19 protein-coding genes, 1 tRNA gene and 1 pseudogene are annotated in these 20,595 nt (G+C 70.7%); 10 read left to right on the top strand and 11 right to left on the bottom strand.

Going from position 1 to position 20,595, the window contains the following annotated elements:
- Window positions 1-35: 35 nt before the first annotated feature.
- From GTY47_RS15770 to GTY47_RS15760, 3 genes are read right to left on the bottom strand one after another with little or no spacing between them, the layout of a single operon-like run.
- Complete coding sequence (locus GTY47_RS15770; protein WP_010031982.1) at window positions 36-578, bottom strand: hypothetical protein; 543 nt, start codon at window positions 576-578, stop codon at window positions 36-38.
- Window positions 575-2,065 carry a HAMP domain-containing sensor histidine kinase gene (locus GTY47_RS15765; RefSeq protein ID WP_231911139.1) on the bottom strand — a complete coding sequence of 497 codons (1,491 nt, stop codon included), beginning with the start codon at window positions 2,063-2,065 and terminating at the stop codon, window positions 575-577. Before GTY47_RS15765 ends, GTY47_RS15770 begins: the two co-directional genes overlap by 4 nt.
- A complete protein-coding gene (locus GTY47_RS15760) occupies window positions 2,062-2,754 on the bottom strand; it encodes a response regulator transcription factor (protein WP_010031980.1) in 693 nt (230 codons plus the stop codon). The genes GTY47_RS15765 and GTY47_RS15760 overlap by 4 nt, the downstream gene beginning before the upstream one ends.
- Before the next feature lie 179 nt (window positions 2,755-2,933).
- Here GTY47_RS15760 and GTY47_RS15755 point away from each other — a divergent pair, with 179 nt between their 5' ends.
- Window positions 2,934-3,776, top strand: coding sequence for a DUF3152 domain-containing protein (locus tag GTY47_RS15755; RefSeq protein WP_202458324.1), 843 nt, complete (start codon window positions 2,934-2,936; stop codon window positions 3,774-3,776).
- Between the two features lie 68 nt (window positions 3,777-3,844).
- On the top strand, window positions 3,845-7,165 hold the full coding sequence (locus GTY47_RS15750) for a S8 family serine peptidase (RefSeq protein ID WP_029180613.1): 3,321 nt from the start codon (window positions 3,845-3,847) through the stop codon (window positions 7,163-7,165).
- A 138-nt stretch (window positions 7,166-7,303) separates the two neighbouring features.
- On the opposite strand, the gene GTY47_RS40935 is transcribed toward GTY47_RS15750, so the two are convergent.
- From GTY47_RS40935 to GTY47_RS15730, 4 genes are all read right to left on the bottom strand, one after another.
- Window positions 7,304-7,759, bottom strand: a complete 456-nt coding sequence (locus GTY47_RS40935; protein ID WP_010031975.1) for a helix-turn-helix transcriptional regulator — start codon at window positions 7,757-7,759, stop codon at window positions 7,304-7,306.
- Between the two features lie 146 nt (window positions 7,760-7,905).
- Window positions 7,906-7,979: transfer RNA gene (locus GTY47_RS15740), tRNA-Pro, on the bottom strand.
- 47 nt (window positions 7,980-8,026) lie between these two features.
- Window positions 8,027-8,797: a Pr6Pr family membrane protein gene (locus tag GTY47_RS15735; protein ID WP_010031973.1), complete on the bottom strand. Its 771-nt coding sequence runs from the start codon at window positions 8,795-8,797 to the stop codon at window positions 8,027-8,029.
- A 198-nt stretch (window positions 8,798-8,995) separates the two neighbouring features.
- The gene (locus tag GTY47_RS15730) at window positions 8,996-9,922 is read right to left on the bottom strand and encodes a metallophosphoesterase (protein ID WP_029180612.1); all 927 of its coding nucleotides are present in this window, start codon (window positions 9,920-9,922) and stop codon (window positions 8,996-8,998) included.
- Window positions 9,923-10,067: 145 nt separating this feature from the next.
- Between GTY47_RS15730 and GTY47_RS15725 the strand changes: the two genes are divergently transcribed.
- Together GTY47_RS15725 and GTY47_RS15720 are read left to right on the top strand one after the other, a co-directional pair.
- On the top strand, window positions 10,068-10,538 hold the full coding sequence (locus tag GTY47_RS15725) for a GatB/YqeY domain-containing protein (protein ID WP_010031969.1): 471 nt from the start codon (window positions 10,068-10,070) through the stop codon (window positions 10,536-10,538).
- 172 nt (window positions 10,539-10,710) lie between these two features.
- Window positions 10,711-11,118, top strand: coding sequence for a hypothetical protein (locus GTY47_RS15720; RefSeq protein WP_010031968.1), 408 nt, complete (start codon window positions 10,711-10,713; stop codon window positions 11,116-11,118).
- A gap of 99 nt (window positions 11,119-11,217) precedes the next feature.
- Here GTY47_RS15720 and GTY47_RS15715 read toward each other — a convergent pair whose 3' ends face one another.
- A complete protein-coding gene (locus tag GTY47_RS15715) occupies window positions 11,218-13,518 on the bottom strand; it encodes a transglycosylase domain-containing protein (protein ID WP_010031966.1) in 2,301 nt (766 codons plus the stop codon).
- Between the two features lie 408 nt (window positions 13,519-13,926).
- On the opposite strand from GTY47_RS15715, the gene wblA reads away from it, so the two are divergent.
- Entirely contained in the window at window positions 13,927-14,265 is a 339-nt protein-coding gene (gene wblA, locus GTY47_RS15705; protein ID WP_010031964.1) for a transcriptional regulator WblA, read from the top strand.
- A 106-nt stretch (window positions 14,266-14,371) separates the two neighbouring features.
- Here wblA and GTY47_RS15700 read toward each other — a convergent pair whose 3' ends face one another.
- Together GTY47_RS15700 and GTY47_RS15695 are read right to left on the bottom strand one after the other, a co-directional pair.
- Window positions 14,372-15,787, bottom strand: a complete 1,416-nt coding sequence (locus tag GTY47_RS15700; RefSeq protein WP_010031963.1) for an ArsA family ATPase — start codon at window positions 15,785-15,787, stop codon at window positions 14,372-14,374.
- Between the two features lie 70 nt (window positions 15,788-15,857).
- On the bottom strand, window positions 15,858-16,835 hold the full coding sequence (locus tag GTY47_RS15695) for an ArsA-related P-loop ATPase (RefSeq protein WP_010031961.1): 978 nt from the start codon (window positions 16,833-16,835) through the stop codon (window positions 15,858-15,860).
- Between the two features lie 129 nt (window positions 16,836-16,964).
- Between GTY47_RS15695 and GTY47_RS15690 the strand changes: the two genes are divergently transcribed.
- The 4 genes from GTY47_RS15690 to GTY47_RS15675 all read left to right on the top strand — a co-directional run bounded on the left by GTY47_RS15690 (window position 16,965) and on the right by GTY47_RS15675 (window position 19,370).
- Window positions 16,965-17,123 carry a DUF4177 domain-containing protein gene (locus GTY47_RS15690; protein WP_003991873.1) on the top strand — a complete coding sequence of 53 codons (159 nt, stop codon included), beginning with the start codon at window positions 16,965-16,967 and terminating at the stop codon, window positions 17,121-17,123.
- Window positions 17,123-17,584 carry an Atu1372/SO_1960 family protein gene (locus GTY47_RS15685; RefSeq protein WP_010031952.1) on the top strand — a complete coding sequence of 154 codons (462 nt, stop codon included), beginning with the start codon at window positions 17,123-17,125 and terminating at the stop codon, window positions 17,582-17,584. Before GTY47_RS15690 ends, GTY47_RS15685 begins: the two co-directional genes overlap by 1 nt.
- Before the next feature lie 80 nt (window positions 17,585-17,664).
- Window positions 17,665-18,543, top strand: coding sequence for an NUDIX hydrolase (locus GTY47_RS15680; protein ID WP_010031949.1), 879 nt, complete (start codon window positions 17,665-17,667; stop codon window positions 18,541-18,543).
- Window positions 18,540-19,370 (top strand): MBL fold metallo-hydrolase, encoded by an 831-nt coding sequence (locus GTY47_RS15675; protein ID WP_010031947.1) that lies wholly within the window; start codon window positions 18,540-18,542, stop codon window positions 19,368-19,370. Before GTY47_RS15680 ends, GTY47_RS15675 begins: the two co-directional genes overlap by 4 nt.
- A gap of 76 nt (window positions 19,371-19,446) precedes the next feature.
- On the opposite strand, the gene GTY47_RS15670 is transcribed toward GTY47_RS15675, so the two are convergent.
- Complete coding sequence (locus GTY47_RS15670; RefSeq protein WP_010031945.1) at window positions 19,447-20,121, bottom strand: Crp/Fnr family transcriptional regulator; 675 nt, start codon at window positions 20,119-20,121, stop codon at window positions 19,447-19,449.
- A gap of 273 nt (window positions 20,122-20,394) precedes the next feature.
- Here GTY47_RS15670 and GTY47_RS40930 point away from each other — a divergent pair.
- Window positions 20,395-20,595: pseudogene (locus GTY47_RS40930) on the top strand (endonuclease III); the annotation flags it as partial.

Below are 20,595 nucleotides of genomic sequence, written 5' to 3'. Positions count from 1 at the left end.
CTGCCTGTCGGGTACTCGACCGGCAGGGCGGGCACTCACGGTACGGGGCAGTCCTCGTCGGATCCCATGGCGTGCCACCCGCTGTCGCTCGCGACCCGGACCGTCACCGGGCCGGCCGAGGGCTTGCCGAGGTGGTGCGCGGCGGCGGCCGTGCAGATCAGCTGCCGGGTAGCCAAGCGTCTCAACGCGCCTATTCCGGAGGGAAGTTCGACTGAGAGGGTATCGCCGTTGACGGTCACGGCCGGGGCGTCCGACGAGAGGTCCCTCCACTCGCCGGCGGTGGGCGGCGGGAGCGGTGCGGAGGTCGGCAGCCCGGGTACCTCGGTGGTGAGGCCTTTGCGGGCTTCGGCGGACGTCGGTCCGAGCATCAGCAACCGCAAGGCCGCCCCCGGGTCCGAGGGGTAGGCGATCGAGCGCGGGACCGCGACGACGGTGTCGCCGTGGACGAAGTAGACCCGTGTGATCGGGGGGATCCCGCTCGCGGGGCCACCGGCCTCCACCACTCCGGTCGTGGGGATCCCGCAGGAGGAGAGCGCGAAGAGGGAGGTCAGCAGTGCGAGAGCGCGGACGGCCTTCATGACCTGCCCTCCTCGGACGACTCGTCCCGCCGCAGCGGGAGTTCCACGGTGAAGACGGCGCCGCCCGCCGGATGGTTGGCCGCGCGGACGCTGCCGCCATGGATCCGGACGTTCTCGACGGTGATCGACAGGCCGAGGCCGCTGCCCTCGGAGCGGGTCCGGGCGGTGTCCGACTTGTAGAACCGTTCGAAGACGTACGGCAGGACGTCGTCCGGGATGCCGGGCCCGCTGTCCCGCACCTCGATGACAGCCGCCTCGATCACCGTCACCTCGGCGGGGGCCCGGCTCAGGCGCACGGACACAGGACGTTCCCCGTGCTTCAGGGCGTTGCCGATTAGGTTGGCGACGACCACGTCGAGGCGGCGCGGGTCGACGCGTCCGCGCACCTGGTCGGGCGGTGGCAGGTGCGTCTGGACCGCCCCCGACCAGCCGCGGGAGGCGAGCGTGCGCCGGATCGACTCGGCCAGGTCGATCTCGTCGAGGTGCAGCACCGCCGCGCCCGCGTCGAACCGGGATATCTCCATCAAGTCGTCGACGAGGCGGGCCAGTTTGACGGTCTCCTCGCTGATCAGCCGGACCGCGGTGGCGGTGTCCGGGTCCAGCCGGGCGGCGTCCTCGTCGAGAACGTCGGTGACGGCGGACATGGCGGCCAGCGGGGTGCGCAGTTCGTGCGAGACGTCCGCGGCGAAGCGGCGGGCCCGGGCCTCCATGTCGCGCAGCTCGGCCACCGACGCCTCCAGGGCGGCCGCCGTCTCGTTGAACGTGTGGGAGAGATCGGCGAGTTCGTCGGAACCGTTGACCGCGAGCCGGGTGTCCAGACGCCCTTCGGCGATACGGCGCGTGGCGTGCCGGAGGGCCCGCACCGGCAGCAACACGCCCCGCGCGGCGAACAGGGCGAGCACGACGGCGAGCAACAGGGCCGCGATCATGGCCCGTTCGACGGCGGTGACCAGGGCGTCGACGTAGGCCTGTTCCGCGGTCTGCGGAACGACCAGGAACACCCGGACCCCGGAGGCCAGCCGTGACCGGTCGGGGCCGCCGAAGGTGACCGACATGCCGACGGCGAGCGAGGTGCGCTCGCCGTCCCGTACCCGTTGGAAGACGGTGGCCCGGCTGGACGCGACGGCCTCGCGCAGCGCGGGCGTCAGTTCCGGGAAGGAGTCACCGGGCACGGAGGTCGCGCTGAGCTCGCCGTACGTGACCAGCACGCGCCGGCTTCCCGCCGCCTCGGTGGCCGCCACCTCGGTCGCGAGGTCCTGCAGCACCGACTGGTCCGGAGGATAACCGATCTCGGGGGCACGCTCGTTGAGCTGGGTTCGCAGCTGTCGTATGACGGCGTCCTGGCTCTGCTGGAGCACCCCGGTACGCGCCTCGCGGAAGGTGAGCGCGCCGGTTGTGGCGGCGGCAACGGCGGCGACGAGTCCGAAGGCCACCACCAGCCGGGCCCGCAGACCGCCCCTGAGACGGAACCGCGGACCGCCCCTCACGGGGCCGCGAAGCGGTAGCCGAAACCGCGCACAGTGTGGATGTAGCGGGGTGCGCGGGGCGGCTCGGACATCTTGGTTCGCAGTCGTTTGACGCAGGCGTCCACCAGGCGGGCGTCGCCGTGGTAGTCGTGCTCCCAGACGGCCTCCAGTAGTTGCTGGCGGCTGAAGACCTGGCCCGGCGAGGCGGAGAGGGTGAGCAGGAGCCGCATCTCGGAGGGGGCGAGGGCGATGGGCGCGCCGTTCATCGTGACGGTGAACCCGGCCCGGTCGACGGCCAGTTCGCCGTAGGTGTCGATCTTCGGAAGCCCTTCCCCGGTGGGGGCTGCGCCCGCGCGGCGCAGGACGGCGCGGATGCGCGCGTCGAGCGCGCGGGCCTGTACAGGCTTGACCACGTAGTCGTCGGCTCCCGTCTCCAGACCGACAACGATGTCCACTTCGTCCCCCCGTGCGGTCGCCATGATGATCGGCAGTGTCTGGTCGACGGCCCGTATGCTCCGGCACACGTCCAGCCCGGTCATGCCGGGCAGCATCAGATCGAGGACCACGATGTCCGGTCGGAAGGACCGCAGCCGGTCCATCCCCTCCTCCCCGGTCGCGGAGGCGGCGACGTCGTGGTTCTGGCGTCTGAGGGCCAGGGCGACGCCCTCGCGGACGGCGCGGTCGTCTTCGATCAGCAGTACACGTGGCATGGGGTCAGTATCTACATGAGCATGACCAGGAGGGGGGTTATCGTTTCGTTACCTTTCAAGCCTGCTCCGGTCACATGGTGATCACATCGTGAACGACCGTGACAGCGCACAAACGAGAGCTCTCCCGCCGTCGTCCTAAGCACTCCGCGCGGAGTGCGAAGAGGCAACGGGCGGGGGGACTGGCCGCGTTGGCCGTCTTCGGGGCCGTGGGCGGCTCGGTGGCCGTGTGGCTGTCGTCCGACGCGGGGCATGCGCCGGCGGCGGCGCGGCCGGAGGCAGGTTCCGGGACATCGGCGGTGGCCGGACGAAGCGGCGCCGACGGGCCCCCGCCGGCGACTGGGCCGGACGCCCCCGCCGGAAGTCCGGCGACCGAACGGGACGCCCCCGCCGGAAGCCCGGCGGCACGCCGGACCACCGAGCCACCGGAATCGGAGCCGCACCCTTCCAGTGCGCCTCTTCCTCACAGCGGTCCGGGAACCTTCGTCACCGCGCCCGGCGACAGCGCGAAGGCCGGCGAGGGAACGGCACTTCGCTACCGCGTCGAGGTGGAGGACGGCATCATGCTGTCCGCCGCCGACACCGCCGAAGAGGTGGAACACATCCTGGCCGACCCGCGCGGCTGGACGGCCGACGGACACTCGGCGTTCCAGCGGGTGTCCACCGGCCCCGCCGACTTCGTGGTCCGCCTCGCCACCCCGACGACCGTCGACAAGTTCTGCGCCGAGGGCGGCCTCGACACAGGCGGCAAGGTCAACTGCAGCGTGGACCGCAACGTGATGGTGAACCTCAGGCGCTGGGTGCTGGCGACTCCCGTCTACGCCAAGGACGTCACCGCCTACCGCGCCCTGATCATCAACCACGAGGTGGGCCACTTCCTCGGCCACGGCCATGTCACCTGCCCCGGGCCGGGCAAACCGGCCCCCGCGATGATGCAGCAGATCAAGGGCATGTCCGGCTGCGTCCCCAATGTCTGGCCGTACGACAGCGACGGCCGCCAGATCACGGGCCCCGCCGTCCCGTGACAACTTCCACCGACCCGACGAACAGGAGCTCTCAGATGAGGTTACGCGCACGCCACAGACCTGCGGCCATGGCCGCGGGAGTGGCTACCGCGGCCATGGTGATGGCCGGTCTCCCGGCCGGCGCCGGGGCCGTCGACACCGGAGGCGGCCGTACGGCGGCCGCGGTGAAGACGGTCACGCTGGTCACCGGCGACCGTGTCCTGGTCGGCGGCGACGGCCGGGTCTCCGGGGTGGAGCGGGCCCCGGGCCGGGGGGCCGTGCCCTTCTCGATCCGAGAGGTCGCGGGACACACCCGGGTCGTCCCCGGTGACGCCGAACTACTGCTGGCCCAGGGCAAGTTGGACGCGCGGTTGTTCGACGTGACGCAGCTGATCAAGGACGGCTACGACGACGCGGGCAGGTCCGACGTCCCGCTGATCGTCACGTTCAAGGGCAAGAAGGCGCCCTCGATGAGCCCGTTCACCGAGGCCGGGGCCCGGATGGGCCGTGCGCTGCCCGTGGTCAACGGCAAGTCGATGCGGTCCGTCAAGAAGCGGGCGGCCGACTTCTGGGACACCGTCACCACTGAGGAGTCCGGCGCCGTCGAGAAGGTCTGGCTGGACGGACGGCGCAAGGCCTCCCTCGACAAGAGCGTCCCGCAGATCGGCGCGCCGACCGCGTGGGCCGCCGGGTACGACGGCACCGGGGTGAAGGTCGCCGTCCTGGACACCGGAGTCGACTCCTCCCACCCCGACCTGGCGCAGCAGGTGGTCGAGGAGAAGGACTTCTCGGGCTCCGACGGCACCGGCGACAAGTTCGGCCACGGCACGCACGTGGCGTCCACCGTGGTCGGCACCGGCGCCAAGTCGGACGGCAGGTTCAAGGGCGTGGCGCCGGGCGCGAAGATCCTCAACGGCAAGGTCCTGGACGACACCGGCTCCGGCTCGGACTCCGGGATCATCGCCGGCATGGAGTGGGCGGTGGCCCAGGGCGCGGACGTCGTCAACCTCAGCCTCGGCGGCACCGACCTGCCCGGCACCGACCCGATGGAGGAGGCGGTCGACCGGCTCTCCGCCGAGTCCGACACGCTCTTCGTCGTCGCGGCGGGCAACGAGGGCGAGTTCGGTGAGGGCACGGTCGGCTCGCCCGGCAGCGCGGATTCCGCGCTCACCGTCGGCGCGGTCGACAAGTCCGACTCCCTCGCCGGCTTCTCCAGCCGCGGTCCGCGCGTCGGGGACAGCGGGGTCAAGCCCGACCTGACCGCGCCCGGTGTCGAGATCACCGCCGCGGCAGCGGCCGGCAGTCTCGTCGAGAGCGAGTACCCCTCCGGCGTCCCCGGCTACGCCACCCTCGACGGTACGTCCATGGCGACCCCGCATGTCGCGGGCGCCGCCGCCGTCCTCGCCCAGCAGCACCCCGACTGGAGCGGCGAGCGCCTCAAGGCGGTCCTCACCGGTTCCGCCAAGCCGGGGACGTACAGCTCCTTTCAGCAGGGCACCGGCCGTACGGATGTGGTCCGGGCGCTGCAACAGAGCGTCGTCACAGAGCAGGGCCCGCTCGACTTCGGTGAGCAGCAGTGGCCGCACGGCGACGACAAGCCGTCCACCAAGCAGCTCACCTACCGCAACCTCGGCACCGAGCCGGTCACCCTGGACCTGTCCGTCGACGCCTACGCGGTTGACGGAAAGCCCGCCACCGAAGGCATGTTCAGCGTCTCACCGCAGCGGATCACGGTTCCGGCGGGCGGCACGGCGAGCGCCGAGGTCACGGCGGACACCCGCGCGGGCAGCGCCGACGGCAGCTTCGGCGGCTCGGTGCAGGCGACCTCCGCCGACGGCAAGGTCCAGGTGCGGTCCGCCGTCGGCGTGGCGCGCGAGGTGGAGTCGTACAGCCTGACGCTCAAGCACATCGACGAGAACGGCGATCCGACCGGCGACGCCGCCACCTCCGTCGCGGGCCTCTACAGCGACTTCTACGCCGAGTACGCCGACGAGAAGGACGGCGAACTGACGATACGACTGCCCAAGGGCGACTACATCCTCAGCGGTGTGATCCACCCGCAGACCTCGTCCCCGACCCACGCCGTCCTGCTGGAGCCGAAGTTCCGGCTGGACGGTGACAAGACGGTCACCGTCGACGCTCGGCAGGCGAAGCCGGTGGACATCACCGTGCCGGACCCGGCGGCCGAGAACACCGACGCCACGGTCGCGATCGGCTTCGGGCGGGGCGAGGGGCTCAGCGACGGCTCCCTCCAGTACCTGATGCCCACCTTCGAGGGCTCGCGGTTCGGGCGGCTCGGCGGCGGGGAGGCCGTGGAGAGGCTGACCGCCCTGTACTCCGGCAACTGGACCGCGAAGGACGGGGACGGCAGGCCGGTCAACTACCACGCCGCCTGGTACCGGAAGGGCAGCCTGGACGGCTTCACGGCGCGGGTCGAGCGCAGGCAGTTGGCGAAGGTCGACCTCCAGGTGGGCGAGGCGGTCGACGGCCGGCGCGTCCAGGCGGAGGTGACCCCGCACCTGCCCGACGGCGACCTGGTGAGCGGTTTCACCGACATGCGGGGTGATCTCCCGTTCCGGAGCACCGAGTACATCCTCGACAACGGCGTGAAGTGGTCGGTGCGCACCTGGCAGGTCTCGGGCGAGGGCCGGGAGTCGGTATTCGAGAACTTCCTCATGAGGATGCCGCAGACCTGGAAGGCCGGCCGCGGCTACCGGGAGCGGTTCGGTGTCGGCGTCTTCGGCCCGGTCCTCCACGGTCCCGACGCCCCCGGACCGGGCAGGGGCTTTCCCGGCGCCGCCCGCGAGGGCAACACCCTCCGGGCGTACGTCCCGCTGTTCGGTGACGGCGGCGGGCACTGGGGCACCAGCGACACGACCTCCGTGACGACCAGGCTGGAGGCGGACGGCAAGGAGATCTCCGACGAGTACGGCATCCCGCCGACCGACGGCGTCACCGAGTACACGGTTCCCGCCGAGGACACCGCGTACAAGCTGACCGTGGACAACTCCCGCGACCCGGCCGTGTACGCCGTCAGCACGCGCGTCCACGCGGAGTGGACCTTCCGCTCCGCCAGGACCCCCGAGGGCGCCTTCGCCGCGCTTCCGCTGTCGGCGGTCCGCTTCAGCCCCGACCTGACCCTGGCCAGCACGGCGAAGGCGGGCAAGCGCTTCGAGGTTCCCTTCACCGTCGAGGGCGCGGCGGCCGGGCAGCGACCCGCGAAGCTCACCTTCCAGGTGTCGTACGACGACGGCGCCACCTGGCAGCCCGCCAGAGCCGTCGGCGGCACGCACCTCTCGCTGAAGCACCCGGCGAAGCCGGGCTCGGTCTCCCTGCGCGCCGAGCTTACGGACCGTGACGGCAACACGCTCGTCCAGACGATCGAACGCGCCTACCTCACCATCCCGTAACCCCCTGTACCCGGCTCTGCCCGGGACGGCCCAAGGGCTGTCCCGGGCAGCGGTGCTCAAGAACCGGACGAAGCACTAGGAACGGCGGCGGGGTTCCCGACGCGGCCAGCAGCCTCGACCTGCCCTGCGTACTCACCCTTACAGGTCGAACAGACTTTCTTGGAAGCTCTGGACGACATCCCGTCGTGAGTAGAAGAGGCCCAACAGCAGAAACGTCTTGGGGCGGGCCGCGACGTTTCCGATGAAGCAGTGCACGGCCTTCTCCGGGGAGATCATCCGGTCGAACCAGCGCTCGCGGAGCTTCTCCTCCACGGCGTGTGTCCCGTACTGGCGAAGGAACATGCGGGAGACCTCCAGAGCCTCAGCGACTGCGCCGACGGTGAAGAAACCTGGCTGGACTGCTCCCTCGCTCTCCAGACGGGCCGGCGTCCCGACGGCGATGCCCGCTTCCTTAGCGAGCCGCTCCCGCGTCCACCCACGGACCTCCCGCAACGCACGCACCCGCTGGGCGAGGACACGGGCGTGGTCGCGGGACGCGCTGAGTAATGGCCCGCCATGTGCCGTGATCCAACGGCCGTTGAGGCGGCTGGACATCGTGTTCTTGGTCAGCCACGGAGCTGGATTCGCGAACGGGCAGGCCCGATGCCCTCAGCCGTGGCACTGACCAAAGCCGATCTCCAGAAACCCGTCAGGGGCCTGATCCACTCACTGGATCAGGCCCCTGACCTGGTACTTCACTGTCGGGGTGGCGGGATTTGAACCCACGACCTCTTCGTCCCGAACGAAGCGCGCTGCCAAGCTGCGCTACACCCCGATGTCGCTGCTGTCGCGGCGACGACGTTTACTTTAGCCCACTGGTGGCTAGAGACGAAATCCGGTTTTCCAGGGGTGCCGGAGGGGGTTCGGGCGGGCGTGGTCGAGGGCCACGAGGAGGATCGCGAGGGCGTAGAAGGAGAGGCCGAGGAGGAGGGCGTTGCCGAGGACCTTCTTGTAGCCGTCCTGGTCGACGTCCAGGAAGGGGTAGAGGTAGCGGTCGGTGGTGCCCGGGAGGAGCAGCTCGCCTCGGATGAGGGAGAAGGCCAGGTAGGCCAGGGGGTAGAGCAGCCACGTGCTGGCCTGGCGCAGGTGCAGGCGGCCGGGGGACGTGAGCAGGAGCCAGTCCAGTACGGCCGCGATCGGGGTCACCGTGTGGAGCGTGTGGTGGGCGAGGGCCTGCCAGCCCGTCGGGGCGGCTGCTTCGCCCGCGAGGGAGAAGGGGCTCGCCTCGTTCGCCAGGAGCAGGTGCTGCACCAGGGCCGCGATGACGACGTAGAGCAGCGTCGCGCCCAGTACGGCTCCTGGGAGCGGGCGGCTGGCCGTCCATGCGCGGCGGGCCGAGAGGGCCATGACCAGCGCGAGGAGGATGTTGCTCTGGATCGCGAAGTAGCCGAGGGTCCGGGACGGGTCGCCCAGGAGTACGTCGAGCGTCACGCCCGCGGTCGCCGCGAGGGCGACCAGCAGGCGGAAGGCCGCGGCCGCCGGGCGGCGGACCGGGGTGACGACGGCCGTGGCGGGGACGGGGGAGGGCTTCAGCGCGGGCTTGCCCGGAATCGCGGGGAGATCCGGTATGTCCCGGGGTATCGGGGCGGTCATGCCCCCACGCTGACAGAAGCGGACATAGGGGGCGATGTGGGCGGGCTGTGTGGGTTAATGGGGCCCTGGCCGGGGGTCCCTGGCCCGGGGGTCCCTGGCCGGGGGCCCTGGCTGCGGGTCCCTGGCCGTGTGCCCCGGCCGACCCCGACCAGACCCGGCCGACCGCGACCGGCCCCTGCGGGTGGGAGAGGTTCCCCGCTACTCCCGCCCCACCAACGTCAGCAACGTCGCCTCCGGCGGGCACGCGAACCGTACCGGTGTGTAGCGGTTCGTGCCGCAGCCCGCCGAGACGTGCAGATACGACGTACGGCCCTCCGCGGTGTGCGTGGACAGGCCCTTCACACGGTCCGTGTCCAGGTCGCAGTTGGTGACCAGGGCGCCGTAGAAGGGGATGCACAGCTGGCCGCCGTGGGTGTGGCCGGCCAGGATCAAGGGGTAGCCGTCGGCTGCGAAGGCGTCCAGCGTGCGCAGGTACGGCGCGTGGACCACGCCCATGGAGAAGTCGGCCGAATCCGACGGACCGCCGGCCACCTGCTCGTAGCGGTCCCGCTTGATGTGCGGGTCGTCCAGGCCCGTCAGCTCCAGCGAGACGCCCTCGATCTTGAGCGTGCCGCGCGTGTTCGTGAGGTTCAGCCAGCCCGCCGCGTCGAAGGCGTCCCGCATGTCCTCCCACGGGATGTGCACCACGCCGACGGCCGGCGGGTTGCCGTTCAGGCCGTGGCGGCCCTGGGCCTTCTCGCGCAGGTAGCGGGCGGGGTTGCGGGGAACGGGGCCGTAGTAGTCGTTGGAGCCGAAGACGTACGCGCCCGGGAACTCCATCAGGGGGCCGAGCGCGTCCAGGACCTCCGGGATGCCCTCCGGGTCGGAGAGGTTGTCACCCGTGTTGATCACGAAGTCGGGGCGCAGGCCCGCCAGGGACCGCAGCCAGCGCTGCTTCTTGCGCTGACCGCTGACCATGTGGATGTCGGAGACCTGCAGCACGCGCAGGGGGCGCATGCCCGAGGGCAGGACCGGGACCGTGACCCGGCGCAGGCGGAAGGAGCGGGCCTCGAAGCCCGCGGCGTACAACAGACCGGCGGCACCAGCCGCCGCGATTCCCAGGGGGACTCCGTATCGCGCGCGCATACGACCATCGTGTCAGACCGGACGGGTCACCTCCGCCCGGCGGTGCCCGAAATCCCCTGACGCCCACGGTCCTTAGACCATCCCTTGGACCATCACCCACAAATCAACGGGCGCCTGTCCGCCCGCACCTGCGACAATCAACCCCATGACCACGCTCAAGTCGAAGCTGCAGGACGACCTCAACGCCGCGATCAAGGAGCGCGACGAGCTCCGCTCCTCGACGCTCCGGCTGACGCTCGCCGCGATCACCAAGGAGGAGGTCGCGGGCAAGGAGAAGCGCGAGCTCTCCGACGACGAGGTACAGAAGGTGATCACCCGGGAGGCGAAGAAGCGCCGTGAGGCGGCCGAGGCCTTCGCGCAGGGTGGTCGCGCCGAGAGCGCGGAGCGGGAGAGGGCGGAGGGCGAGGTGCTCGCCGCGTACCTGCCGAAGCAGCTGAGCGACGACGAGCTGAACCAGATCGTCGCCCAGGCCGTCGAGGAGGCGAAGGCGGCCGGGGCGGAGGGGCCGCGGGCCATGGGCGCGGTCATGAAGATCGTGAACCCGAAGGTCGCGGGCCAGGCCGAGGGCGGCCGCGTCGCCGCGGCTGTGAAGAAGATCCTCGCGGACACGCCCTAGGGACCCAGGGAGCCTCTTGGCGAAGCCAGGGAGCTGGGGCTGCGGTCACGCGGACGCGAATGTGTGATTTCTGAGGCACCGGCCCGGGGCGGGTGTTAGCGTCAGCCGACTCTGAACTTTCGTTCGAATTGAGGGTGGGATGACTGGGTCGAGACGTGTTCTCAAGGCGTCCGTGACCGCAGCGGCCGTGGTCGCCGCGACGTTGAGCTTCGCGGGGACGGCGGACGCGGCGGGCAGCTGCTCGGGAAGCCTCATCGACACGTACAACGTCACGGGGGACTACAGCCCGTACACCGGGCAGTACGTCGGCCAGGTCCGGCTCTACTGGGACGGCACGAACAACTGCGCGATCTTCACCAAGTCCGGAGGACCGCTCTACGGCGTGACCACGTCGATGAGCATCAAGCTCATGGCCAGTACGTCTCCGGAGCGGAGCGACACCGACTCCGGGAGCTTCGCGCAGTACGCGGGCCCGGTCACGGTCGCCGCCGCCGGCAAGTGCGTGAGGTGGGAGGGGTCGATCGTGTACAACGGCCGGACCGTCGCGTACGACTCGATCGGCTGGCAGCACTGCGGCTGAGGCCGCAGGTCAACGCGCTGACAGGAACACGCGGCCCCTTCCCGCCGTACGAAGATCTTCGTACGGCGGGAAGGGGCCGTCCGCGTTCAGGACGCGGCGTCAGCCGCGTCCCCCGTTCCCGTTGCCCCCGTTGCCCCCGTTGCCCTGGCCTCGGAAGAATCCCTCCGGAATGCTGAACGACGGTGTCGGGAAGGCGCCGCCGTCCCCGCCGCCGCCGTTGTTGCCGCCGACCAGGCCGCCGATGAAGCCGCCGTCTCCGTTGCCGCCGTTGTCCCCGTTGTCGCGGCCCTCGTCGTCGCCGTTCCCGTCGCCGCGGTCCCGGTCGATGCCGTCGGGGATGTGGACGGTGTTGAAGTTCTCGACGGGCTTGCCCTCCAGCGCGCCGGACATCATGTCGCCCCAGATCGGTCCGGGGACCTCGCCACCGAACACCTTGCCGTACGGGACGCCGCCGATGGTGATGCCGACCATCTTCCGCTTGTGTGCGGGGTCGCCGACCCACACGGCACCGGCCATGTTGGGCGTGTAGCCCACGAACCAGGCCGCGTAGCGCTCGTCCGTCGTACCGGTCTTACCGGCGCTGGGGCGGCTGCCGAGGCCGGCCTTCTTACCCGTACCGTCCTCGACGACGCCCCGCAGCAGCGCGTTGATGGTGTCGGCGGTCTTCTCCGACATCGCGCGCGAGCAGGTCGACTTCGGGACCTCGAGCGACTTCGTGCTGTCGCCGACGCGCTGGCTGATCGACTCGATGGCGACCGGCGTGCAGTACATGCCGCGCGAGGCGAACGTGGCGTACGCGTTCGCCATGGTCAGCGGCGACATCTCCTGGGTGCCGAGGGCGATGGAGGGCACCTGGGGCATCTTGTCGCCGTCGGCCCGCTCGACGCCCATCTTCTTCGCCATCGTCGTCACCGGGCAGATGCCGATGTCACTGATCATCTGCACGTAGTAGGTGTTGACCGACTTGGCGGTCGCCTCCTTCATGTCGTACGGACCGACCTCGGACCTGTTCTCGTTTGCCACCTCGGCGGGGGCGGCCGGATCGTTCTTCCAGGTCCTGCCGTCGCAGGCCGCGACCGGGCTCGGGTACCGCATCTCGTACGGCGAGGGGTACACCTTGTTCGCCGGCATGCCGTCCTCGAGGGCCGCGGCGGCCACGATCGGCTTGAACGTCGAACCGGGCTGGTAGCCCATGCCGCCGCCCATCGACTGGTCGACGGAGAGGTTGATCTGCGTCTCGTTCTTGCCGAAGCCGTACGGGCGCGACTGGCCCATGGCGAGGACCTTGCCGGTGCCCGGCTGGACGATGGTGGCGGCGGTGGCCACCTCGTCGCTCTTGTAGACGTGGTCCTTGATGGACCGCTGTGCCGCGTTCTGGGCCTGCGGGTCCATGGTGGTGCGGATGGTGAGGCCGCCCTGGTTCCAGACCTTCGCCCGCTCCTCCTTGGTCTTGCCGAAGACCGGGTCGTTCAGGAAGACCTCGCGCACGTAGTCGCAGAAGAAGCCCGCGCCCTTGGTCGCCGTGATGCAGCCGTTCTTGGGCTTGCTGACCTTCAGGCCCAGCGGCGCCTTCATCGCCTCGGCGGCCTGCGCCCGGGAGATGTCGCCGACCTCGGCCATGCGCCGGAGCACGGTGTTGCGGCGTTTGGTGGCCTCCGCCTCGTCGTTGACCGGGTCGTACCGGCTGGGCGACTGGACGATGCCGGCGAGGAGGGCCGCCTCCTGGAGGTTCAGGTCCTTGGCGGACTTGGAGAAGTAGCGCTGGGCCGCGGCCTCGACGCCGTAGGCCTGCTGGCCGAAGAACGTGATGTTCAGGTAGTTCTCGAGGATCTTCTTCTTCCCGAGCTCCTCCTCGACCTGGATCGCGTACTTCAGTTCGCGGATCTTGCGGCCGATGGTCTGCTGGGTGGCCTGCGCGACCTTCGTCGGGTCGTCGCCGGCCTCCTCGACGAAGACGTTCTTCACGTACTGCTGCGTCAGGGTCGACGCTCCCTGGGCGACCTCACCGCTGCGCGCGTTCTTGTTGAGGGCGCGCAGGACGCCCTTCAGGTCGACCGCGCCGTGCTGGTAGAAGCGCGAGTCCTCGATCGCGACGATCGCCTTCTGCATGTACGGCGAGACGTCCTTGAGGGGGACCACCGTGCGGTCGCGCGAGTAGACCGTGGCGATCTGGCCGCCGTCGGCGTCGAGGATCGTGGTGCGCTGACTCAGGGGCGGGGTCTTCATGTTGGCCGGGAGTTCGTCGAAGCTCTCGACCGATCCCTTCGCCGCCAGCCCCAGCGCGCCCACCGCGGGCAGCGCGATACCGGCCAGCACGGCTCCCGCGAGAACACTGACACCGAGGAGCTTGGCGGCCTGCTGTGTGGGTGACAGACCACCGCCCGAGCGCTTCTTTGGCATGAGGGCAGCCTACGTTCTCATTCGCCGGACAGGCGTATAGGCCTTGGCCTAAGCTGCTCTCAACTGTCACAGCAGTGAGGCCACGTATCAATACGTCCGGCGACCCCGAATCGTTCCGGGTGTTCCCCAACTTTTTTGGTGGGGTCGTGTCCGAATCCGCCTTGTGTGTCATACGGCGTCCGTTGTGACGCAACTGAACTGTCCCGGTTTGCCGGGAAGGTTACGTATGTCGCCAGCTCACTCCCCCGGGTGATCTGCCGCTTACCCATAGTCCGTTCGGACCATTCAAGATTGGGCCCGCTGGGGGTGTTGCACTGTGCCCACCTTCCGTAACGTCCTCAACTGGCGGCGGTGAATATGCCGCTGCCGCCGTGGGGGAGCCTCGATTCGGGAGAGGACGGCGCCGGTATGGGCTGGGTAGTCGACTGGAGTGCGCAGGCGGCCTGCCGCACTACCGATCCGGATGAACTGTTCGTTCAGGGAGCAGCGCAGAACAGGGCCAAGGCGGTGTGCACCGGATGCCCGGTGCGTACGGAGTGCCTGGCCGACGCGCTGGACAACCGCGTCGAGTTCGGCGTGTGGGGAGGCATGACGGAGCGGGAGCGCCGCGCACTGCTGCGCAGGCGGCCCACGGTGACCTCCTGGCGCCGGCTGCTGGAGACGGCGCGTACGGAGTACGAGCGCGGCACCGGCATCGTGCCCCTCGACGACGACGAGGTCTACGAGAACTACGCGGCGGTGAGCTGAGGGGTTCCCTCCGGGGGGTTCCTTCCGGGGGTTCCGAAGGTTCGAGGGCCCTTGACGGGCCCTTCGCCATCGCCGGGTTGCCCTGAGGCACGCTTCAGGCGTTCGCTCAGGCACTCGCCTCAGGCCGGGTGCCCGTGTGGGGCGGCTCGGAGTCGTCGGCGGGGTCGGGAAGCTCGCGCTCGTTCGCCGCGAGCCGGTCGCCGATGTCGCGCAGTCCCGCGAGGTCGTGCACATCGCCGGGCAGCGCGCCCACTTCCGTCACGGCCACCTCGGGGTGGAGCGCGGTGAAGCGGTCACGCGTGCGCTGCTCACGGGAGAGCAACTGCATACGTTCGGCGTGCAGCCTCAGCAGACCTGCCGTGAGCTGGTCGACGGACCGCTCGGTGTTCTCGGTGTTCTCGGCGTCCTCGGCGGGGGAGCCACCGTCAGAAGCCGGAGCAGCAGCCGGAGCTGGTGTTTCGGATGTGGGAGAGACTGAACTGTCATACGTGTCGGGGGAGTTACGAAGTACTGCTTTCCCGCCCTCCTGATCCACAATGCGGGGCTCTTCAAGATTTTCCGCGGCGGCGAGCGCCCGCTCGGCCGACAGCCGGCCGGCACCGCTGCCGTGGACCCGGTTGAGCACCAGCCCGGCGAGCGGCATGTCCTCCGCGGCCAGCCGCTCCACGAAGTACGCGGCCTCGCGCAGCGCGTCCCGCTCCGGAGCCGCGACCACGAGGAACGCCGTACCCGGCGCCTGGAGCAGCTTGTACGTCGCGTCCGCACGCGTGCGGAACCCGCCGAAGGTCGTGTCCATCGCGGACACGAACGTCTGGACGTCCTTGAGGAGCTGACCGCCGAGCAGCTTGCCGAGGGTGCCGGTCATCATCGACATCCCGACGTTCAGGAACTTCATCCCGGCGCGCCCGCCCAGCTTCGCCGGCGCCGTCAGCAGCCGGATCAGCCGCCCGTCCAGGAACGACCCGAGCCGCTTGGGCGCGTCCAGGAAGTCCAGCGCCGAGCGGGACGGCGGGGTGTCGACGACGATCAGGTCCCACTCGTCCCTGGCCCGCAGCTGCCCGAGCTTCTCCATCGCCATGTACTCCTGCGTGCCCGCGAAGCCCGCCGAGAGCGACTGGTAGAAGGGATTGCCCAGGATCGCGGCCGCCCGCTCGGGGTCCGCGTGCGCCTCGACGATCTCGTCGAAGGTGCGCTTCATGTCGAGCATCATCGCGTGCAGCTCGCCGCCTGCGGAGTCGTCGATGCCCTTCACCCGGCGCGGGGTGTTGTCGAGGGAGTCGATGCCCATGGACTGGGCGAGCCGGCGGGCCGGGTCGATGGTGAGGACGACGACCTTGCGGCCCCGCTCGGCCGCGCGCAGGCCCAGGGCCGCCGCGGTCGTGGTCTTGCCGACCCCGCCCGAGCCGCAGCAGACCACGATCCGGGTCTTCGGGTCCGCCAGCAGCGGATCGACGTCGAGGACGCGCGCGGGGGACAGGCGGCGGGCCGGGGCGTGGGTGTGGGCCGGGTCCGGACGACTCATGACATCCCCTGCTTCCGACTCATGACGGGCCTTGCCTGTGTGCTGTTCCTCGGGCCGCGGCCTGCCCGGCTCATGACACGCCCTGCTCGCGCAGCTCGCGGGCCAGCTCGTACAGCCCCGCCAGGTCCACGCCTTCGGCGAACAGCGGCAGTTCGTGCAGCGGCAGGCCCAGCTCGGTGAGCACCGCACGCTGCTCGTGCTCCAGCGCGTACCGCTCGGCGTACTCCTCGGCCTGCGTGAGCAGCGGATCCACCAGCCGCTCCGCGCGCCCGCCGCGCCGCGCCCCGCCGAGCCCGGCGGACGACAACGACCGCGCAACCGTGGAACGCGGGACCGTCCTGACGAGTTCCAGGTCGGCCGCGTCCAACACCTCCGGCCGCACCATGTTCACGATGATCCGCCCCACCGGCAGCCGCGCCGACCGCAGCTCGGAGATGCCGTCCACCGTCTCCTGGACGGGCATCTCCTCCAGCAGTGTCACCAGGTGCACGGCCGTCTCCGGCGACTTCAGCACCCGCATCACGGCCTGGGCCTGATTGTGTATCGGGCCGATCTTGGCGAGGCCGGCGACCTCGTCGTTGACGTTGAGGAAGCGCGTGATGCGACCGGTGGGCGGGGCGTCCATGACGACGTAGTCGTACGCGAACCGCCCGCTCTTGTCCTTGCGCCGTACCGCCTCGCACGCCTTGCCGGTGAGGAGTACGTCCCTCAGGCCGGGCGCGATGGTGGTGGCGAAGTCGATCGCGCCGAGCTTCTTCAGGGCCCGTCCGGCGCCCCCCAGCTTGTAGAACATCTGGAGGTAGTCCAGAAGGGCCAGTTCGGGGTCGATGGCAAGCGCGTACACCTCGCCGCCACCGGGCGCGACTGCGATCTTCCGTTCCTCATAGGGCAGCGCCTCCGTTTCGAAGAGCTGCGCGATTCCCTGGCGGCCCTCGACCTCGACGAGAAGCGTCCGCTTCCCCTCCGTGGCCAGGGCCAGCGCTAGGGCCGCGGCCACCGTGGTCTTGCCGGTACCGCCCTTGCCGCTGACGACCTGGAGCCTGCTCACGTATTCGAGCCTAACCAGTCCGTGCCAGGGCTACGCGGGAGGCTGTGGACAACCGTCGCCGCGGACGGCTGAGGACCGGGGCACGGTCGGCCGCGTGACCCCTCTCCGGCAGCGGCTAGAGTCGGCCGCATGACCAAGTGGGAATACGCAACCGTGCCGCTGCTCGTCCACGCCACGAAGCAGATTCTGGACACCTGGGGCGAGGACGGCTGGGAGCTCGTCCAGGTCGTGCCCGGGCCGAACAACCCCGAGCAGCTCGTGGCCTACCTGAAGCGGGAGAAGCAGTAATGGGTGCCGTCGAGGCGAAGCTGGCCGAGCTGGGCCTGACCCTGCCCGACGTCGTCCCGCCGCTCGCCGCGTACCAGCCGGCCGTGCAGTCCGGGCCGTACGTCTACACCGCCGGGCAGCTCCCGATGGTGGAGGGCAAGCTTCCGGTCACCGGCAAGGTCGGTGCGGAGGTCACCCCGGAGGAGGCCAAGGAGCTGGCACGCACGTGTGCGCTGAACGCCCTGGCCGCCGTCAAGTCCGTCGCCGGTGACCTGGACCGCATCGCGCGCGTGGTGAAGGTCGTGGGCTTCGTGGCCTCGGCCTCGGACTTCACCGGCCAGCCCGCGGTGCTGAACGGCGCCAGCGAGCTGCTCGGCGAGGTCCTCGGCGACAAGGGCGTGCACGCGCGCAGCGCGGTGGGCGTGGCGGTGCTGCCGCTGGACGCGCCGGTGGAGGTCGAGATCCAGGTGGAGCTCGCGTAGCACCCTTTCGACACCCCTAGCTGCGGCATCGCCCCGAGGGCCACTCGAACATCCGCCCGTCACGGGATAGCCTCGCGCCCATGGCGAACGGTCAGTGGTACCCCCCGGAGTGGCCGGACCGCATCCGCGCACTCGCGGCCGGCACCCTCACTCCGGTGACCCCCAAGCGCGCGGCCACCGTCATGCTCCTGAAGGACACCCACAGCGGCCCCGCCGTCCACATGCTGCGCAGACGCGCCTCCATGGCCTTCGCCGGAGGCGCGTACGCGTATCCGGGCGGCGGCGTCGACCCCCGGGACGACGACCACCAGGTCCGCTGGGCGGGCCCCACGCGCGCGTGGTGGGCGCACCGGCTCGGCGTCGACGAGACGACGGCCCAGGCCATCGTCTGCGCGGCCGTACGGGAGACGTACGAGGAGGCGGGCGTGCTGCTCGCCGGCGAGACGCCCGACTCGGTCGTCGGCGACACCACCGGCGCCGACTGGGAGGCCGACCGCGCCGCCCTGGTCGCCCGGGACCTGTCCTTCGCGGAGTTCCTGGACCGCCGCGGCCTGGTCCTGCGCTCCGACCTGCTCGGCGCCTGGACCCGCTGGATCACCCCGGAGTTCGAGGCCCGCCGCTACGACACCTGGTTCTTCGTGGCCGTCCTCCCCGAGGGGCAGCGCACCCGCAACGCCTCCACGGAGGCCGACCGCACGGTGTGGATCGCCCCGGGCGAGGCTGCGGCCGGGTACGACAAGGGCGAGCTGCTGATGATGCCGCCGACCATCGCGACCCTGCGTCAGCTGACGGCGTACGAGAGCGCGGCCCAGGCCCTCGCCGCCGCCCCCGCGCGGGACCTCACGCCCGTCCTGGCCACCGCCCGCCTGGTGGACGGCGAGATCGTGCTCTCCTGGCCGGGCCACGACGAGTTCACCAAGCACATCCCGACCGCCCCGACCGGTGGAGCCAGCGCATGACGGACGCAGCAGCCCTTCCCGGCCAGCCCCGCGGCGGGGTCCTCTCGGGGCCCGCCACCGCGCGGGCCGTCAACGTCCTGGCCCCCAACCCGTCGGCGATGACCCTGGACGGCACGAACACCTGGATCCTCTCCGAGCCCGACTCGGACCTGGCGGTGGTGGTCGACCCGGGTCCCCTCGACGACGGTCACCTGCGCCATGTCGTCGCCACGGCCGAGCAGGCCGGCAAGCGCGTCGCCCTGACCCTGCTGACCCACGGTCATCCCGACCACGCGGCGGGCGCCGCCCGGTTCGCCGAACTGACCGGCACGCGCGTGCGTGCGCTCGATCCGGCACTGCGGCTGGGCGACGAGGGCCTGGCCGCCGGAGACGTGATCACCACCGGCGGCCTCGAACTGAGGATCGTCCCGACCCCCGGCCACACCGCCGACTCCCTCTCCTTCCATCTCCCGGCCGACCGTGCGGTCCTGACCGGCGACACGATCCTGGGCCGCGGGACGACGGTCGTGGCCCACCCCGACGGCCGTCTCGGCGACTACCTGGACTCCCTGAGGCGCCTCAGGTCCCTCACGGTCGACGACGGCGTCCACACGGTGCTGCCGGGCCACGGACCGGTCCTGGAGGACGCCCAGGGGGCCGTCGAGTACTACCTCGCCCACCGCGCCCACCGCCTCGCCCAGGTGGAGACGGCCGTCGAGGACGGCTACCGCACCCCCGCGGAAGTGGTCGCCCACGTCTACGCCGACGTCGACCGCTCCCTGTGGCCGGCCGCGGAACTCTCGGTGCGCGCGCAGTTGGACTACCTGGAGGAGCACGGGCTCATCTGACCGTGCCCGGTACGACGTCGGGCCCCGTCCCGCGAGGAGACAGGGCCCGACGACGTACGGCCAGGGTGCGTGCGCGTCAGCGCGAGCGCTTGGCGAGGCGTTCCACGTCCAGGAGGATCACCGCGCGGGCCTCCAGGCGCAGCCAGCCGCGCTGGGCGAAGTCCGCCAGTGCCTTGTTGACCGTCTCGCGGGACGCGCCGACCAGCTGGGCCAGCTCCTCCTGCGTGAGGTCGTGGACGACGTGGATGCCCTCCTCGGACTGCACGCCGAACCGGCGGGAGAGGTCCAGCAGCGCCCGGGCGACACGGCCCGGGACGTCCGAGAAGACGAGGTCGGACATCGCGTCGTTGGTCTTGCGCAGCCGGCGCGCGACGGCGCGCAGGAGCGCCGTGGCCACCTCGGGGCGGGCGTTCAGCCAGGGCTGGAGGTCGCCGTGGCCGAGGCCGAGCAGCTTGACCTCGGTCAGCGCCGTGGCGGTCGCGGTGCGCGGGCCCGGGTCGAACAGCGACAGCTCGCCGATGAGCTCGCCGGGGCCGACCACGGCCAGCATGTTCTCGCGGCCGTCGGGGGACGTGCGGTGGAGCTTGACCTTGCCCTCCGTGACCACGTACAGGCGGTCGCCGGGGTCACCCTCGTGGAACAGCGAGTCGCCGCGCGCGAGGGTCACCTCACTCATGGAGGCGCGGAGCTCCGCGGCCTGCTCGTCGTCGAGCGCCGCGAAGAGCGGATTGCGCCGCAGAACGTCGTCCACGAGTTCTCTCCTTGTCGACCTGCTCAGGGGCTGTTGCCCCCGCGTACCAAGGCACCGTGGTGCCCATTTTGCCGGACGGTCCAAACAGTGTGATCTGTCACAAGGATGCCGCACACGTGTCCCGGGGTACGCGGCAGGGGTCCAATTGGGCGCCGATCTTCGGGGTCCGGGGCGGATGTCGGTGCCGGGCCTTAGGCTGGCCGGGTGTCCAAATCGCCGGTGAGAGCACAGGCCGAGGGGGCTGCGCGGGTGGTTGTACGTCGCGATTCCGCTGTGGGCGAACAGAGCCCCGATGGCGGTAGGAAAACGGCGAAAGCGACAGGGGAGGCGGAGCCTTCCGGGAAGCCGACGTCGGCGAGGAAGGCGCTTGCCGGGAAGGCCGGGGCCGCGAGTAAGCAGGCATCTGCGATGCAGGCTGCGTCTGCGAAGAAGGCCGCGTCTGCGAAGAAAACCGCGTCTGCGAAGAAAACCGCG

This window comes from Streptomyces sp. SID5464, assembly GCF_009862985.1.
Classification (GTDB): domain Bacteria; phylum Actinomycetota; class Actinomycetes; order Streptomycetales; family Streptomycetaceae; genus Streptomyces; species Streptomyces chartreusis_D.
The sequence above is the reverse complement of the archived record's forward strand: the minus strand, read 5'-3'. Positions and strand labels throughout refer to the sequence as shown.

What these genes read in the sequence shown, in the direction of transcription:
- wblA (WP_010031964.1), top strand. Translation starts at nt 13,927, where the DNA reads ATGGGCTGGGTAGTCGACTGGAGTGCGCAGGCGGCCTGCCGCACTACC.
- GTY47_RS15715 (WP_010031966.1), bottom strand. Translation starts at nt 13,518, where the DNA reads ATGCCAAAGAAGCGCTCGGGCGGTGGTCTGTCACCCACACAGCAGGCC.
- GTY47_RS15685 (WP_010031952.1), top strand. Translation starts at nt 17,123, where the DNA reads ATGGGTGCCGTCGAGGCGAAGCTGGCCGAGCTGGGCCTGACCCTGCCC.
- GTY47_RS15725 (WP_010031969.1), top strand. Translation starts at nt 10,068, where the DNA reads ATGACCACGCTCAAGTCGAAGCTGCAGGACGACCTCAACGCCGCGATC.
- GTY47_RS15760 (WP_010031980.1), bottom strand. Translation starts at nt 2,754, where the DNA reads ATGCCACGTGTACTGCTGATCGAAGACGACCGCGCCGTCCGCGAGGGC.
- GTY47_RS40935 (WP_010031975.1), bottom strand. Translation starts at nt 7,759, where the DNA reads ATGTCCAGCCGCCTCAACGGCCGTTGGATCACGGCACATGGCGGGCCA.
- GTY47_RS15700 (WP_010031963.1), bottom strand. Translation starts at nt 15,787, where the DNA reads ATGAGTCGTCCGGACCCGGCCCACACCCACGCCCCGGCCCGCCGCCTG.
- GTY47_RS15690 (WP_003991873.1), top strand. Translation starts at nt 16,965, where the DNA reads ATGACCAAGTGGGAATACGCAACCGTGCCGCTGCTCGTCCACGCCACG.
- GTY47_RS15680 (WP_010031949.1), top strand. Translation starts at nt 17,665, where the DNA reads ATGGCGAACGGTCAGTGGTACCCCCCGGAGTGGCCGGACCGCATCCGC.
- GTY47_RS15735 (WP_010031973.1), bottom strand. Translation starts at nt 8,797, where the DNA reads ATGACCGCCCCGATACCCCGGGACATACCGGATCTCCCCGCGATTCCG.
- GTY47_RS15730 (WP_029180612.1), bottom strand. Translation starts at nt 9,922, where the DNA reads ATGCGCGCGCGATACGGAGTCCCCCTGGGAATCGCGGCGGCTGGTGCC.
- GTY47_RS15770 (WP_010031982.1), bottom strand. Translation starts at nt 578, where the DNA reads ATGAAGGCCGTCCGCGCTCTCGCACTGCTGACCTCCCTCTTCGCGCTC.
- GTY47_RS15675 (WP_010031947.1), top strand. Translation starts at nt 18,540, where the DNA reads ATGACGGACGCAGCAGCCCTTCCCGGCCAGCCCCGCGGCGGGGTCCTC.
- GTY47_RS15750 (WP_029180613.1), top strand. Translation starts at nt 3,845, where the DNA reads ATGGCCGCGGGAGTGGCTACCGCGGCCATGGTGATGGCCGGTCTCCCG.